This window comes from Gilvimarinus sp. 2_MG-2023 (genome assembly GCF_030547685.1).
Taxonomy (GTDB): domain Bacteria; phylum Pseudomonadota; class Gammaproteobacteria; order Pseudomonadales; family Cellvibrionaceae; genus Gilvimarinus.
In genome coordinates, this window is sequence record NZ_JAUOQM010000002.1 from 1 (window position 1) to 15,560 (window position 15,560).

Annotated in this window: 15 protein-coding genes; 6 read left to right on the plus strand and 9 right to left on the minus strand. The window is 52.4% G+C overall.

All coding sequences use genetic code 11. The features are described 5' to 3' along the window. The 7 genes from Q4526_RS00020 to Q4526_RS00050 form a co-directional block, all read right to left on the minus strand. Positions 1–439 (minus strand): UDP-2,3-diacylglucosamine diphosphatase (locus tag Q4526_RS00020; RefSeq protein ID WP_215974634.1); only part of this gene is annotated, 439 nt, incomplete at its 3' end. A gap of 6 nt (positions 440–445) precedes the next feature. Then, positions 446–940: a peptidylprolyl isomerase gene (locus Q4526_RS00025; protein ID WP_215974635.1), complete on the minus strand. Its 495-nt coding sequence runs from the start codon at positions 938–940 to the stop codon at positions 446–448. A gap of 121 nt (positions 941–1,061) precedes the next feature. Beyond that, positions 1,062–1,754, minus strand: coding sequence for a TetR/AcrR family transcriptional regulator (locus tag Q4526_RS00030; protein WP_215974636.1), 693 nt, complete (start codon positions 1,752–1,754; stop codon positions 1,062–1,064). Between the two features lie 68 nt (positions 1,755–1,822). Beyond that, positions 1,823–3,169, minus strand: a complete 1,347-nt coding sequence (locus Q4526_RS00035) for a DUF1302 family protein (RefSeq protein WP_215974637.1) — start codon at positions 3,167–3,169, stop codon at positions 1,823–1,825. Beyond that, complete coding sequence (locus Q4526_RS00040) at positions 3,166–3,984, minus strand: outer membrane lipoprotein-sorting protein (RefSeq protein WP_303609481.1); 819 nt, start codon at positions 3,982–3,984, stop codon at positions 3,166–3,168. Before Q4526_RS00040 ends, Q4526_RS00035 begins: the two co-directional genes overlap by 4 nt. Further along, complete coding sequence (locus tag Q4526_RS00045) at positions 3,981–6,323, minus strand: RND family transporter (RefSeq protein WP_215974638.1); 2,343 nt, start codon at positions 6,321–6,323, stop codon at positions 3,981–3,983. The genes Q4526_RS00040 and Q4526_RS00045 overlap by 4 nt, the downstream gene beginning before the upstream one ends. Positions 6,324–6,867: 544 nt before the next feature. Continuing rightward, entirely contained in the window at positions 6,868–7,767 is a 900-nt protein-coding gene (locus Q4526_RS00050) for a glycosyltransferase family A protein (RefSeq protein ID WP_215974639.1), read from the minus strand. A gap of 517 nt (positions 7,768–8,284) precedes the next feature. Here Q4526_RS00050 and tmk point away from each other — a divergent pair. After that, positions 8,285–8,929, plus strand: coding sequence for a dTMP kinase (gene tmk / locus Q4526_RS00055; protein WP_215974640.1), 645 nt, complete (start codon positions 8,285–8,287; stop codon positions 8,927–8,929). Here the strand turns inward: tmk and traF are convergent. Together traF and Q4526_RS00065 are read right to left on the minus strand one after the other, a co-directional pair. Then, entirely contained in the window at positions 8,926–10,080 is a 1,155-nt protein-coding gene (gene traF / locus Q4526_RS00060; protein WP_215974641.1) for a conjugal transfer protein TraF, read from the minus strand. The genes tmk and traF overlap by 4 nt on opposite strands. Positions 10,081–10,189: 109 nt before the next feature. Then, positions 10,190–10,837: an RluA family pseudouridine synthase gene (locus Q4526_RS00065; protein WP_215974642.1), complete on the minus strand. Its 648-nt coding sequence runs from the start codon at positions 10,835–10,837 to the stop codon at positions 10,190–10,192. A gap of 95 nt (positions 10,838–10,932) precedes the next feature. On the opposite strand from Q4526_RS00065, the gene Q4526_RS00070 reads away from it, so the two are divergent. From Q4526_RS00070 to Q4526_RS00090, 5 genes are all read left to right on the plus strand, one after another. Then, positions 10,933–11,943: a DNA polymerase III subunit delta' gene (locus Q4526_RS00070; RefSeq protein WP_215974643.1), complete on the plus strand. Its 1,011-nt coding sequence runs from the start codon at positions 10,933–10,935 to the stop codon at positions 11,941–11,943. 17 nt (positions 11,944–11,960) lie between these two features. After that, positions 11,961–13,031 carry a lytic transglycosylase domain-containing protein gene (locus tag Q4526_RS00075; protein WP_215974644.1) on the plus strand — a complete coding sequence of 357 codons (1,071 nt, stop codon included), beginning with the start codon at positions 11,961–11,963 and terminating at the stop codon, positions 13,029–13,031. Positions 13,032–13,136: 105 nt separating this feature from the next. Beyond that, positions 13,137–13,487 carry a PilZ domain-containing protein gene (locus Q4526_RS00080; RefSeq protein WP_215974645.1) on the plus strand — a complete coding sequence of 117 codons (351 nt, stop codon included), beginning with the start codon at positions 13,137–13,139 and terminating at the stop codon, positions 13,485–13,487. A gap of 42 nt (positions 13,488–13,529) precedes the next feature. Next, entirely contained in the window at positions 13,530–14,321 is a 792-nt protein-coding gene (locus Q4526_RS00085; protein WP_215974646.1) for a TatD family hydrolase, read from the plus strand. Between the two features lie 70 nt (positions 14,322–14,391). Beyond that, positions 14,392–14,985: a dUTP diphosphatase gene (locus Q4526_RS00090; protein ID WP_215974648.1), complete on the plus strand. Its 594-nt coding sequence runs from the start codon at positions 14,392–14,394 to the stop codon at positions 14,983–14,985. The last annotated feature ends 575 nt before the right edge of the window (positions 14,986–15,560 follow it).

Sequence of the window (15,560 nt, forward strand, 5' to 3'; positions counted from 1 at the left end):
TGATTGGCTGGGCCAACACTTGTGCCTGCCAAGCCTCTGAGCGCAATTGTTGGCGCATAGCCATGTACTCGGTGTCTTGGGTACATAAGCTATCGCCGTGCATCAGTAGAGTGCGAGTGCCGTACAAATCGATAACGGTCGGGTCTTCAAGCAAGGCGGCACCGGCACTGCGGACAAATTTTTGCCCCAGCAAAAAATCGCGGTTGCCGTGCATTAGGAAAACCTTCGTACCGCTCTCACTCAAAGCTTTGAGTTTGGCGGCGACTTCGGCGGCCAGAGGGGCGTCATCGTCGTCACCAATCCAGGCATCGAAAAAATCGCCCAAAATATAAAGGGCTTCAGCGCTGGCAGCTTGCTCGGTCAAAAACTTATAGAAAGCCTGTGTCGCCTCGGGTCGCGAGGCGTGCAGGTGTAGGTCGGAAATAAAGAAAATGGTCATAGTGGTTTAGTCGGCAACAGTGACTTTTTCAATCACAATGGCTTCAACCGGAACGTCTTGGTGGAAACCTTTAGAGCCGGTGGCTACGCCTTTAAGTTTATCAACAACTTCAGTGCCTTCGGTGACTTTGCCGAAGACACAGTAACCCCAGCCCTGAGCATTTTTGCCTGTGTGGTTTAAAAAGCCGTTGTCTTTAACATTGATAAAAAACTGAGCGGTGGCGCTGTGGGGGTCGCCAGTGCGGGCCATAGCTACGGTGTATTGATCGTTTTTTAAGCCGTTGTCGGCTTCGTTTTCAATCGGGTCGCGGGTGGGCTTTTGTTGCATGTCTTCGGTCATGCCACCGCCTTGAACCATAAAGCCGTCAATGACGCGGTGAAAGATGGTACCGCTGAAAAATCCGTCCTCGGCGTATTGCTTGAAATTAGCCGCTGTTTTAGGAGCTTTTTCAAAGTCCAGTTCTAGGGTGATGTCGCCTTGGTTCGTGTGCAGCGTGATCATGCGCTTGGCCTCATTGTACGGTGGATGCAAAAGGCGTAATGATACGGTTAGCGGGCCTGTGAGTAAATCTTCACGGTGCACAAAACCGAGGATTGGGCGAATTAGTCACGCGCGGTGGGGTTTAAGGCGTGAGTTTGTGGGCTGCGGCTTTAATTCCTTCGATTTCAATGGTTAATAAATGATCGAATACACGTTGTTGAGTTTCGGGGGACTGCTCCGAAAAGTCAGAGGACCAATGGCCGCAAAAGACCGCACCTTCGATACTGCCGGTTTTTACCAGCATGGTAAGGCCGTGGATCAGCGACCAGGAGCTCAAAGAGCTTACCGATGCTGGGTAGTCCGTCGCCGGTAGCCCATTTTCATGCAGCATATCGATGATGGCTTCGCGCAGGATCTCCACACTATCAACCCCGGCTTCAATACATTCTGGCTTAATCCGCTCAAAGTCGGGCGTCCAGGAAAAGAGGGTGTCAAACAGGTTGGATTTTTCTTGAGCAAAGTGCATGTAGGCAATGCCCAGCAGGTAGACCCGGCGTTCACCGCTGGCATCTGGCTCACGCGCGAGCGCGGCGCTCAGGTACTCGGATAGCATGGTAAAGCCGCGTGTTCGCACATCAATGATAAGCTCTACCTTATCGGCAAAATGGCTGTAAACGGCAGTGGGGCTGACGCCCACCCGTTTTGCCAAGGTGCGCAGGCTGAGGCCTTCCAGGCTTTCTGATTCAAGAAAGGCCAGAGCCTCAGCCAGAAGTGACTCGCGCAAATTGCCGTGGTGATACGTGCTTTTGCGTTCTGTTGGGGTGTTAGAGCTCATAAGATATGCTTGTTGTTGCAATACCATATGATAACAGATGCGCTTACCGTAAACGAAATTCGACCCAGTTAAAGCCCCCAGCGCATACTCAACAGCAGACTGTCGTTGTGGCGATAGGGGTGGAGCAGGTCTGCTTGTTGGGCATCGTACTCAATCGCGCTAAGCGACACACTAAAGTTATCGGACACGGTCCAGTCTGCCTGTAAACGAATCAGGCTGCCCTCGTCACCGGTAATCGACTGTGCGTAAGCCTCCAGGGTCAATCGGTCATTATAGAGTGTGTATTGGATACGCCCTGACGCTGCGGGTTGATAGCGTTGTTCGCCCAGAGTTGGGATGCGGTTTTTAATATACAACCAGCTATACTCGGCGGATATGAGTAGATCGCTAATACCGTTAAAATCAGCCCCGAGCATGCCACGCCACTGGCGGGTTTTCTGCCAGGGAGCTTGTGGGTTTTGCTGAGTGACCCGAACGTTATTGTGCAGTGCCTGTTCGGTTCTTAGCAGCCAGCTGCCCTTTACCCATTGAGCACTGCCCCCCAGAACTTGTTGGCGCCAGGGGGACAGGTGCACGTCGGCGCCGAGGGGGCCGGTATTAAAAACGGTGAGCTCGCTCTCGTAGCTGGTGACATCGGCCAGCATCCACTGTGCATCCAACCCTTGCCACTGCTGACGCCAACGGATAGCGAAGCCCGGGCGGGTTTCATGCTCTTGAATAAGGTTTAACTCCGATTGCTGCTGACGCAGCTCAACGTAAGGGTCGAACTCATCGCCCGCTGCGGGCATACGGTCGGGTAGGGGATGAATCAGTGTGACCCAGTCAAGTTGGTTGTTCCAGGTCACTTGTACCGCGGGCACGGGTAGACGCAGTTTTTCCAGATCCGCCTGTCCCGGCCAGCGCTGATCCCGGCGCGCTAGCACGTCGGTAATCTTCAGTGACTCAGACTCTCCCCACGCGAGCGTTTGGTAGCCGGCCTTTACCCACCAATCGTTATCCTGCCATTCGACAAAGGTGTCGGCCAACTGCAGGCGCCAGCGCCGCTGTTGGTTCTGCTGTTCGGTGAAGTCATAACCGGAGAAGGCACCCCAGTTTTCTAAATCGGGCAACCAGTCATGGAGTAATGAGCCCGACGCCTGTAAGCGCCAGGTGTTTTGCCGCCAACCGACTTCCCCAAACAATTGAGATTCGGTGCGAGTAAGGGCGGCTTGATCGCGGCTGGCGGCTACACCGGGTGTATGCCAGCCGTAGCCGGTTTTTTGTTGCAGCCAGGTGCGGTGTGTCCAGGGGCTGTCCAGGTCGAGTTCATCGGTTGAGGTCTGTGTGGCCACAGAATCAAAAAAGTCCTGTGGCCACGCCAGGCTGCTCAATAAACTCAGTGTGGCGACAGTTAATGAGGCTGGTGCTTTGTTCATTGGATACCGCGCTGCATGCTTTGAGTGGTGAACAGTTCCTCATCGGTGTGTTGGTTATACACATAATTGCTGAACTGAAAAACACTGGCGTGCTCTTTTTCGTTATTGCGCACGCTGATCATCTGCAGCCGCAAGGGCGTCCAGATACCGTCTATTTCTTCCAGCTGTTGTGCGCTGAAGAATTTGACCCAGCCCTTGCGCTCGGTCCAGATTTGGCCCTGAACCTGAACAAAATTATCTTTGCGAATCCACAGGTGAGATTTGATATAGCCGGTTTCGCCCTCGACCTTATCGGCAAACTCCGGCTTAGGGGTGGACTCTATTTTCCAGACCGGCACGCCATCCACCTCCGCGTTGGCGTCCAGCATGGTGTAGTTATACCAGTCGGTATTGACACCGTTAATGTCAGAGTAGGTAAAGTCACTGCCCATAAACGAGCCAGACTTATCGCCCGCGGCAACGCGACGCACTTGTTTCAGTGCAGGTAAGTACAGCCAAGAGTCATCGTCGCGACCGTCTTCGTAGTCGTAATTCATATACGTCGTTCCGGCCACATCGGTCGGCGACACAAAAAACGAAATGGATTTTTCCATCTCAGCATTGTCCAGAGTGTAGGTGCGAATATCGCGTACCCGTTCGCGCCCTTTGCGATCAATTAAAATCAGCTGCGCGTCGGCGCGCGAAGAGTCGCCGGTATAGCGGGTGTCGGATTTAACCGCTATTTCCCGGGCCGTCATGGTTGCAGCTGATGCCGTCGCCATGGCGCCGGTTGACAGTGTGAGCATTAATAAGCAGGCGGTATATCGAGACATCATTGGGCGTGTTCCTCTCGCAGTTGGGTGGTCGCCGAAGCGTGGGTTTTGGTTGGACGGTCAATAACAAATAAAAGGGCGGGTAAAAACAATAAATCCCCCAGCAGTGCTAACGCCATAATTGTGGCTGCAAAAAGTCCGGTGTAGATGTAGGGAATAAATGAGCCCAGCAACATAACGCTAAACCCACACACCAAAACAATAGAGGTGAAAATAACCGCACGTCCGGCTTGATTCATCGCCTGAGCGATGGCATCACGAGTGTTGTAGCCCTCTTGTTTGGCTCTCAGGTACCGGTTCATTACGTGAATGGCATCGTCCACCGCAATGCCCATGGTCATCGCGCCGACAATCATGGTGCCCAGGTTGAGTGGAATGCCCAGGGTTACCAATAGCGCGCCGGTGATTAAAATAGGCACCACGCTTGGAATCAACGCAATCAAACCGTATTTGACAGAGCGAAACAGCACAATAAAGCTCAAGCCGATGATTGCCAGGGCCACCGCAAAGGACTTTGTCATACCCTCGTTAATATAAATGTCCTGGGCGTTGTACATCACCAGCGAGCCGGTGAGTTGGGCCTTTAGAGTCGGGTGGTGTTCGGCTAAGCGCTGCTCGATGTTATTAAGCAGCGTGCGGGTGGTACTGGCATCCAGATTTTTAATCGGAACGGCTAAACGTAGATAGCGCTCGTAAAAATCTTTGGTGTCGGTCAGGTCTTCCTCTGCGCCGGTGTTGTCGTATAGCAACAAAAATTGCGCCGCCATTTGCCGGTCCGTTGGCAGTTGATACCAATTGGGGGCATCAAAGTGCAAGGCTTGGTTAATTTCCCGGTGGAAGTCTACCAGTGAGTTGACCGCTCCTGTTTCCGGCAAAGCTTCCAGCCACTGTTGTAAAGCATCCACCTGCTGTAAAAAGTCGGGTTCGTGAATACCGCCCTCTGTACCACTGTCGATAATCACATCAATGTTTTGAATGCCGGTATAGGTATTGTCAAAGTATTCCAAATCCAACCGGGTTTGATTGCCCTCTTTAAAGTATGTAATAAAGTTGGAGTCGACTTTTAGTTGTGGCACCAAAACAAGACTGCCGATTAATAAACCTACCCCCAGAAATAGCAGCGGTTTACGATAACGCAGGGTAAAGTCCGGAAGTCGGTGGGTAAGCGCGGCCATAAGCCCGCTGTTGACTGCTCTGTCCGTTTTGGTGGAGAAACCTTTGACAAAGCTCAGCAGTGCGGGCAGCAGGGTAAAGGCGACAAAAAATAGCATCATCGCGCCAATGGCACCGAGCCAGGCAAATTGTTTAACGGGCAATAATTCGGTAACGCTTAGCGCCAGAAATCCAGCCGCCGTGGTCAGTGCTGTGTAAAAGGCGGGGGTCCATAAGCGCTGTATGGTTTTTTCCGCCGCCTCTTGTGGCGATAAGTTTTCACTGCGTGCGTGGTAAAACTCTACCAGCACATGCACGGAAATACCGATGCCGATAATAATAAGGGCCGGAACCAGAGCCGATTCCACCACCGAGTGGGGCCAAACCATGACTCCTTGAATACCTGTTACATAAACGATGCTGGTGCCAATCACCACCCAGGGCAGCAGCATGGCAAGCCAGGAGCGAAAACTAAAAAACAGAATAATAATCATCACCACGGCCATGGTGGGATTAATCCAACTCTGGTCGCGTTTGCTCAATACCTCAAACTGCTCGGTAAAAACCGGCTGACCACTTAAGTGCAAATTGACCCCTTGTTCGGCGTAGCCTTGCGCCGCAATAAATTCGCGAAAGTTTGCCATTAGGGTCATTTTGTTATCGTTGCGGCCGACTTGATAGCGTACCCGCGCGACCACCCGTGTGTGGGCTAAATCCTCGGTAACAAGGCTACCCAAAGCCATGGGTTGGTGGGCGATCAACTCGCGTGCGCGCTCGCGGTCGTAGGGTGCGTTAATATCCTCGATCAGCTCGTCGGTCGCCATCATGGCACCGTCCGAGTGGGTGTATTCATATTGACTGAGAGAGCGAACTTGAGTGATCTCGGGCTGATCTTCTAAAAACTCTGTGATGTCATTGATGATGCGCAGATTGGTTTGACTAAACACATCCTCATCACTGTGGGCGGTTAATCCCACCGACAGGTATTCAATATCCCCAAACAGTTCGAGCAATTGATTAAAGGCCGCTAAATTGGGGTCGCCTTCCACAAAAAAGCGCTCGTTAGCATTGTCGTAGTAAAGATTATTCATGGGAATAAACGCCAGACCAAAGGCGATAACGGCGAGTGTAATGACCCAACCTCTACCGCGTACGACCGCCGAGGCCCACATTGCAATAAACCTGTTCACTTTGCATCCTCCTGATTGAAGTGCACTGCCGTCGCGGCAAGATGTCACGTTATTGAGTTAACGATGTAAAGTTTACTGTGTAAAGTTATCGGTGTAAAGATTTGATTTGAAAATCGCAATTCGACCTTTTTAAGAGGGTTGCCGGCTCGCGTTTGTCGTCGACAGTGTGTAAAACTCAGTGCTGTGAAAGTTCAGGACAGGTAAACGAGACCAACACATACGCAGGTGCGCGAGAAACGTTAACCGTTGGAGGGGATATGCCTTTGCGGGAGCGCGGTTACATAGGGTCTGCTAGCGACCTTTAATTGTCGGTTTATGGCTGAAAGGCACCGAAGGGGTGAGCAAAAATATGAGCCTGGGGCTGGTAAAGTAAGGGATTGAAACCGAAGGCCTTAGCGTGCTGGTTCGTCGCGAGCCCGGTGGCACGCCTCTGGCTGAGAATGTTCGGGAGTTTACCGCAAGCGCTGCGCAGTGAGCTGGTTGATAAACTGCTTCTTTTCATTTAATACTTGGCACTGAAATTTTACAGTGCCAAGTCAGTGGGTCATTTAAAAAGCCCCCGCAGCTTGCGCTCCAGGCGGTCTAGTGATTTTAGCCAGCCTGCGCCCTGCATGGGGTCATAGGCCCAAGGCAATTTGATGCGACCGTGTGTGGTTTTCAGAAAATCTTCAGCGACCGGCAGACGCGCGGGCTCCGCAGTCTTTAATGTCTGCACCTCTTTGTCACTCATGACTTCCAGAGGATACAGGCCGCAGCGGCGCGACCACTCGCCAAACCTCAGCGCCAACGATTTTTGTTTGCCGCGATAGGCGCGCCCATTAGGTAACCACATAGAGAACGGTGCGCGCATACGTGCCATACGGCAGAATATTTTCGCCGCTTTGTGATTGTTGACTGACTCGCCCACCTCAAAATGCCAATCCACTTTGCGCAAGCGGGCGGGGTCGGCAATCAACAATGCTGAAAACCAAGTCCCGGTGGAGCGTTTGCGTGGGTACCAAAACCAAAAATTACGTTCTAAATCAAAACGAAAATCCCGGTTTGCCGGTTTTTTGATGGAGATACCCCGGACAAACGCTGGAGAGATAAATCCGAGATCTGGCTGTTGGTCAAAACTGTTGCGCAGATCAATCAGATCCGTATCGGTTAACGGACGCACCATCTGGGTGTCGTCCTGCAAGAAGCAGATTAGCTCGTCACCGGTGGCCATCTCATAGGCTGCCTGCATATTGGCATAGAGCCCGCCGAGTTTGTGGCCCGAATCCGCGGTGTTCTCCACCACCTGGTGGCGCTCACGAATGCTTGCCAGCACTTGACGTGTATTCGGGTCGTCACTGCCATCGTCAATAATCGTCAACTTACATTGTGGTGCGCAGGCCTCAATGGAACGAATACAGTTCTCAAGAAATGGGCCACGATTATAGGAGAAAACAAAAATCTGCATTTACCAATATCCGTAAAAATTTTGTGCAGCATACCAGAAGTCGAAAATTGATATCCCCCGGCATGGCTAACAACTAAGAAAATCTAACAAGATTTGGGCCTTTAATAAAAAGGCACTCGTTGACGTTGTTGTAATAAGGCTGATTTTGGGGAGGAGGTCCCAAGCCAAAGATAATAACGAAAGTTCAATGATCTAACCACTACAGCTGAGCCCCGCATTGCGCTAGGCCTGCTCACTTTAACTTATTCTGAATGAAGTGCACTACTATAATGGTAATTTGCATCATACTGAATTTACAGTGTAAAGATTGGGCGAAAGGTTCTGGGCGTAAAGGCAGTGGTCAATCTTTTTTAAGGGTGTACAGAGTATCTAGCTCGTGATTGTTGAAGACAGTGTGTAAAATTCGGAATTGGCATATACATCATTAATGACACAGCAGCGCGAAAAGTGGCAATGAACCTTAACCGCAGGGGAGGGCAAGCCTTTCTTTGCGCGCGCTGTCATATAGGGGCTACCAGTGACGCATAAAGGTCGGTTTATTACCGTTGAAGGCACTGAAGGAGTGGGTAAAAGTACGAACCTGGCGTTTGTAAAGCAATGGATTGAAGCCGAAGGGCATGGCGTGCTAGTCAGTCGCGAGCCCGGTGGCACGCCGCTGGCCGAAGAGGTGCGGGAGTTGCTGCTGGCTCAGCGCAGTGAGCCGGTTGACCCTGCCGCCGAGTTACTATTGGTGTTTGCCGCGCGCGCCCAGCATTTAAATCAGGTAATTGTACCGGCTTTGAATCGGGGCGAGTGGGTATTGTGCGATCGCTTTACCGATGCCACTTTTGCTTATCAGGGCGGCGGCAGAGGGCTTGATACACAATTGATCAGTGCCCTTGAGCAACAGGTACAGGGCGATTTGCGCCCCGACTTGACTATTGTGTTGGATATTGAGCCCGAGGTCGGTTTGGCAAGGGCGGCCGCCCGGGCCGAGCTGGATCGCTTTGAGCGCGAAGATATCGCTTTTTTTAATCGGGTGCGGCAGGGGTATCAGCAGCGCATCGAGCAGGCACCCGAGCGCTATGTTCAAATTGACGCCGGCCAACCACTGGAGGCTGTGCAGCGTGATATTCACCAAGCTCTCATCCGTTTGGCGCAGAGCTTGGCAAAGCCCGGTTAGAAGCGCACACCCAGTTGCGCCGAGGCGCCGTAGGTGTTGTCTTTGCCGCTGGTGACAGATAGGTCGAGGTTAACTGCATCGAAAGGTGCCAAGCCCAAGCCTAAGCTGTAGGTGTCTTCCAAAGTGTCTTGCAAATCTGTTTTATAACCCAGGCGTAAACGAGCCCAGCTTTGCGGGCCAAAAACCGCGCCCACACGGGCAATTTGCGTATCGTTGGCCAGTGCGAACTGTCTGGCACCGGTCAGCTCGACCGCGCCATCCAGATCAACCCAGGGCAAGCGGAAACCTGCCGCCGCTACGACTTGCCGCTCAATGGTAAGTTGTTCACTGGGGGCAAGGCTGTCAATGTTTTGCCCTATCAGGTTGTTAATGATCATGGCGTAACGAGCGTTGCCTTTAATATAGGTCACACCGGCATCCATGCTAAAAAATGTTTTATCGATGGTTTGTTCATCCTTATCAATATTGTCTTCGTCGAACGTGCCCAACTTATCGACATAGTAAAAAGTTTCCGCTCTCACTTGTTTGGGGGTTACCCCTAAGAGCCAATGGCCCGTCTCGGTGAAGTGATAGGTTTGCGCCAGCGCGATACCGACCTCGGTAACCATTGAGCCACGCACTGCTACCTCAGAATTTAGCTCGGAGGACTGAAACCTTTCTGCGGTCTGCGTTGAAAGGGTGTTGTGGTCCTGTTCATCTATGCTGGGCAGTACACCGGCCTTAACGTCGGTACGCACAAAAACTGTGGCCGACAGGATTTGGTTGGGGAAAGCCAAGGCTAGATTGCCGCCGCCGGTGAGGTAGGCCTGGGTGCCTTCGATTTGGTCTAGGTAATTACTGATGTCGCTGGCATCAAGGCTGCTGAGTTCACGCGGGTATTCGTATCGGTCGAGTAGGTCGTTTAAATCGCTGCCGTTGTCGATCAGCTCGCTTGGGTCGGCTGCAAATCCGCCTAGGTTTATATTCAGGGCAAAATTGTCACCCTCGCGAAAGTTGGCGGCCAGACTAGGGTTTAAAAGTGCGCCGTCAATAAAGTCCCCGGTACTGTATGCGCTATCGGCTCTGCCACTGGTGCGGCCATTGCTGTCGCCCGCCGCATAAACACCCATAGATACACCGGTAATTAACAGTGCTAATAGTGGTTTTTTCATTCCGTTGCTCCGAATTTTTGTGAACTACCGCAAAAAAGGGCGCGATAATACGTGAATCATCTGAGCTTGTGAATACAAAAAGAGCCGTGAAAAAACGATAAAAGGTGAGTTAAAACGACGGTTCGCAGGTCACAAAAATCTTTTCGTCGCTTACCGGGTGGGTAAACTCAATGTGCCGAGCGTGTAATTGCAAGCGCGAGGCGCGAGCGATTACCGGCTCGGGGGCGTAGAGCGTATCGCCTAAAATAGGGTGGCCGAGTGCCAGCATATGCACCCGCAATTGATGTGAACGCCCGGTAACTGGTGTTAGGGCTAGCCTTGTGTTGCCCTTGGCCTCACAGCGATCCAACACCTGGTAGCGGGTTAGGGCATTTTTACCATTTTCATGGTCGACCATTTGACGCGGGCGATTGGGCCAGTCACAAATCAGTGGCAAGTCAATCTCGCCGCTGTCTAGTTTTAGGCAACCGTCCACCACGGCGATATACTGCTTACTGATAGTGCGTGTTTCGAATTGCCGGCCGAGGGTTTTATGGGCATGATGGTTTTGCGGAATGAGCACCAGCCCAGAGGTTGGCTGATCCAGTCTGTGCACAATGCGGCTATTGGGGAAGTCCACTAACAGTCGGTTAATGAGGCAGTCTTGTTTTTCTGGTCCACGCCCCGGTACAGTAAGCAAGCCCGAGGGTTTGTTAACCACTAATAGGTCGTTGTCTTGCCAAACAATGGGTATAGAGTGAGCGGTACAGGGCGTCATTAGTAAACTCTTACAAAAATATAGGTCGGCTATTATCGCAAATCGTGCAGTGGCTTGATAAGCTCCCCCTTCAAGAAGTTGGTAATTAAATACGAATGAGTGATTTCCCAGCCCTACCTTACCCGTGGCAACAAAGTCTTTGGCAGAGCTTTTACCAGCAGTTGCTGGATAACCGCCTGCCCCATGCGGTGATGCTGGCCGGCCCCAGAGGCTTAGGCAAGCGGCATTTTGCCCGGGTGATGGCCCAGTACTTATTGTGTCAGTCGCCGCGCTCCGAGTCGGCCTGTGGCCACTGCAAATCCTGCGAGTTGAATAAAGCCGGCACACACCCAGATTTTGCCCTAGTAACCCCAGAGGAGCCGGGTAAAGCCATTCGAGTGGACGATATTCGCGCCCTAGCTGAGACTCAGGGGAAAACCGCTCAGCAGTCCGGTTACAAAGTGGTGGTGCTAGAGCCTGCCGAGGCCATGAACAATAATGCGGCCAACGCGCTGTTAAAAACCTTGGAAGAGCCCGCACAAAAAACCCTGCTGGTGCTGGTGACAGATGCCCCTAGCGCAGTATTACCCACCATACGCAGCCGCTGCCAAATTAGGTCGCTTGCCATACCATCGGCAGAGCAAAGTCTGCACTGGCTCACACCGCTGGTCTCGGGCACTGATTACAATGCTAAAGATCTATTGGTCTTGGCACGGGGCGCGCCGCTTCGGGCGCGGGATTTAGTACACAGCGATGCCCTCGAGCAACAACAATCGTGGTTGAATGATATTGGCCGCTTAACCTTGGGCCAAGCCGATGCTATTAATGTGGCGGCTCAGTGGCAAAAAGGTGATGTGACCGAACAGGTGAATTGGCTGATTAGCTGGTTACACGATTTAACCTGTTGGCAGGTTGGCGCCGAAGTGCCTCATATCGAACAGCTCGATACCGCTATCAAGCAAACCCTGCACACTATGCAGCCGGCACTGTTGCACCGTTTTCAGGAAAAACTGCTCAGCTGCAAAAAGCGGTTGGCCAGTGGGGCCAACCCCAATAAACAACTATTATTAGAAGAACTCTTGATGGACTGGGGGGTATTGCTTAAAAACCGCCAGTTGCGATCGTAACAATGTGGATGATGTGTATGAAGTCTTATTTGTCGGCCGGTAATGCCGAGCGCAAAAACATTTTGGGCGCATTGGCGCTGATAGCCAGCTGTCTGCTCAGTGGCTGGGTGAAAGCCGAGACCGCGAGCGAGCACGATGCCGAGTTTTACCAATGGCTAGAGCAGCTGCGCAATGATGCGGCCGGGCAGGGCATCAGTGAAAAGACACTTGATCAAGCATTCACCGGCATCACCCCACCGGTTAAGCGCATCATTAAAAATGACCGCTCTCAGGCCGAGGTGGTAGAAACCTATGATCACTATCTCAGTCGTCGTTTGAGTGATTGGAAAAAATCGAAAGGTCGCAAACTAGCTAAAAAACATCGTGATGTACTGCAGCAGGTGGCGGATAAATACGGCGTACAACCGCGCTTTTTATTGGCCATTTGGGGAATGGAGACCAACTACGGCAGCTTCCCTTTAAAAGAGTCGGCCTTTAATGTATTGGCCACGCTCGCCTACGACAAGCGCCGCGGTGCCTACTTTCGCAAAGAGTTTTTAGCCGCACTTAAAATGCTCGATAGCGGCTTTCCCACCATGGCCGAATTAAAAAGCTCTTGGGCCGGCGCTTTGGGACAACCCCAGTTTATGCCCACCAGCTACCTAGAGTATGCCCAAGATTTTAATGGCGATGGCAAAAAAGATATTTGGAATACCGAAGCCGACGTGTTTGCTTCAATAGCTCATTATTTTAAGGTACGCGGCTGGCGCAATGATCAAACCTGGGGGCGGCCCGTCAGCTTGCCGCCCGGAGGTGAGGCGGCCTTGATGAAGCCTCAGGGTGACGGCTTGACGCCGGATGCCGACTGTAAGCGCTTTAAGACTATGGGCGCTTGGCGTGATCTAAAAAGGTGGCAAGAGTTGGGGGTGCGCCGCGCCGATGGCTCCGACTTACCCGATGTATCCATTCCCGCGGCTTTAATTGTCGCCGATAAGGGTGATAAACGCGGTTATATTGTGTATCGCAACTTTTGCACTCTAATGAGTTTTAACCCGGCGTTTAAGTACGCGCTATCCATTGGCTTACTGTCTGATGCTTTAAAAGACTGAGCGCTAGTCGGGGCCGATTAGTGCCCCGCAACCCTCAAATAGGCTGGACAGTCAATGACTTATGGATTAGTGTTAAGCAATCGAATGAACTTGGAATCCTGACCCATGCAAGCACTAGGCGGCGCCCGTAACGGCATTCTTTCGCTGACCATCAAGGACAAGGCGGTACTCTACGCCGCCTATATGCCCTTTGTGCAAAATGGCGGCCTGTTTATTCCCACAGGTAAGGCCTATAAGTTGGGCGATGAAGTCTTTATGCTGCTCAACCTTATGGATGAGCCAGAGAAAATCCCAGTGGCCGGTAAGGTCGTTTGGGTGACGCCAAAAGGCGCGCAGGGTAACCGCGCGGCGGGTATTGGCGTTCAGTTCACCGACGAAGACAATACCGCGGTGACCAAAATCGAAAACTATCTCGCGGGCTCGCTGGAGTCGGAACGCCCGACTCACACCATGTAGACCCGCTACTTTCTTGTCACCAACCTGACGATTAGCAAGCCTATGCTAGTGGATTCCCATTGTCATTTAGACCGTCTTAAACTCGAACCCTACGATGGCCAACTGCAGGGCGCCATCGATGCCGCCCACGAGCGCGGCATCGGCCAAATGCTGTGCATAAGTATCAGCCTGGATAACGTCGAAACCGTTATTGATATCGCCCACCAGCATCCCACCGTCCTCGCCTCGGCCGGGGTTCACCCCTGCGATGTCAGTGCCGGCACCGCCACGCGCGAACAGCTCACCGAATGGGCAGGGCGCGACAAAGTGGTCGCCATCGGCGAAACAGGCCTGGATTACTATCACGAAACCGACTCGATGCAGGCACAAAAAGAGAGCTTTGCCCTGCACCTAGAGGTGGCCGGAGAGGTGGGCCTGCCAGTGGTGGTTCACACCCGCGATGCCCGGCAAGACACCCTCGATTTAATCAAGGCGCACGGCAATCCCGAGCACGCCGGTGTTCTGCACTGCTTTACCGAAAGCTGGGAAATGGCCAAAGCGGCCATGGACCTGAACTACTATATTTCCCTGTCGGGCATTGTTACCTTCAAAAACGCCAAAGAGCTGCAAGAGGTCGCACGTCAAATGCCACTGGATCGCCTGCTGGTGGAAACCGATTCGCCCTATTTGGCGCCCGTGCCTTACCGCGGCAAGCCCAATGAGCCGAAAAATGTGCGCGAAGTGGCGGAGTTTGTCGCCGATATTAAAGGCATCTCTTATCAAGAGTTGGCCGACATCACCACCGAAAACTTTTATCGCCTGTTTAACCGGGCGCAAGCTTACCGACCCCAATAAAAACCGCTGAGGACGCCCCGTGTCGCAGGAAACCATCGAACAGCAAACCATCAAGCAGCAAACCCTCGCCATGCTGCAATTGCAAGATGACATGAACAGCAAGGTTCACCCCGACTGGCGCGCGCAGGGCAATGCCTGGTACCGGGCCATTTGGATTGAATGCGGTGAATTAATGGACCACTACGGCTGGAAGTGGTGGAAACACCAAACCCCAGACACCGAACAAGTGGCCCTGGAGCTAGTGGATATTTGGCATTTTGGCCTCAGTATTTTACTGCAGAGCGGGGCGAGCCCGGATGCCATCGCCGAGCAAGTGGCCCGCGAGTTGATTATCGAAACCGATCAGCCCGACCTTCTGCTGGATGTCGAAACCTTTACCGCCGCCACACTGGCCGATCAACAATTTCACCTCGCCTTATTTGGCCGCTTACTGGCCGGTATCGGTATGGATTACGCCGAACTCTACCGCCGCTATGTGGGCAAAAATGTTCTCAACTTTTTCCGCCAGGACAACGGCTACAAAAACGGTACCTACCGCAAGCTGTGGGCTGACGGGCGCGAAGACAACGAACACCTGGTAGAGGTTGTTGCCGAGCTGGACGCCGCGGCAGAGGGGTTTTCCAAAGCGGTTTATCAGGCGTTGGAGCAGCGGTATTTAAAGTAGAGGGATTGGTCTCGGTTTTTGTTTTTGCGTCAGACATCAGACATCTAGCTTTTTTACCTTTGTCCTCTATCGCCAGGCGGGCGATTCATTCCTTCCCCTTATGATTGTGCTGAGTGTAGGTCAATGGTAGTGGTTGAGCGCACAGGACGTGTGCGAAAGGCATAAGCGCGCATGGAAGCGCGATTTAGGCCGACCGCTAGCATTGGCTGTAGCGAAGGTAGCCCGCAGGGCCCAATCATCGGGGCGCGCTTTGACGTGAATGGATTCACTAATGTCGTGGGCGCATGGACAAGGTGAATGCCTCACAGAGGCAGAGAAGGCAGCCTGGGCTGAGCGCTGGAGCGACCTTGATTCCTTCTTGTCGCGTCACAAGAAGGAATTCGCCTGCCCGGCGACAGAGGGCATCTAAGTTAAATGTTTCGACCTGTTAATTGTTTTAATTTTGCTGAAAAAACAGTCGCTCTTGAGTATGTGCCGGATTTCGCCCGGCGGGCGAGGTACTTCTTTGGTGAGCAAAGAAGTACCCAAGAAACTCACCCCGCACATCTCAGCCCTTCGGGTTCCCGAATTCAAGC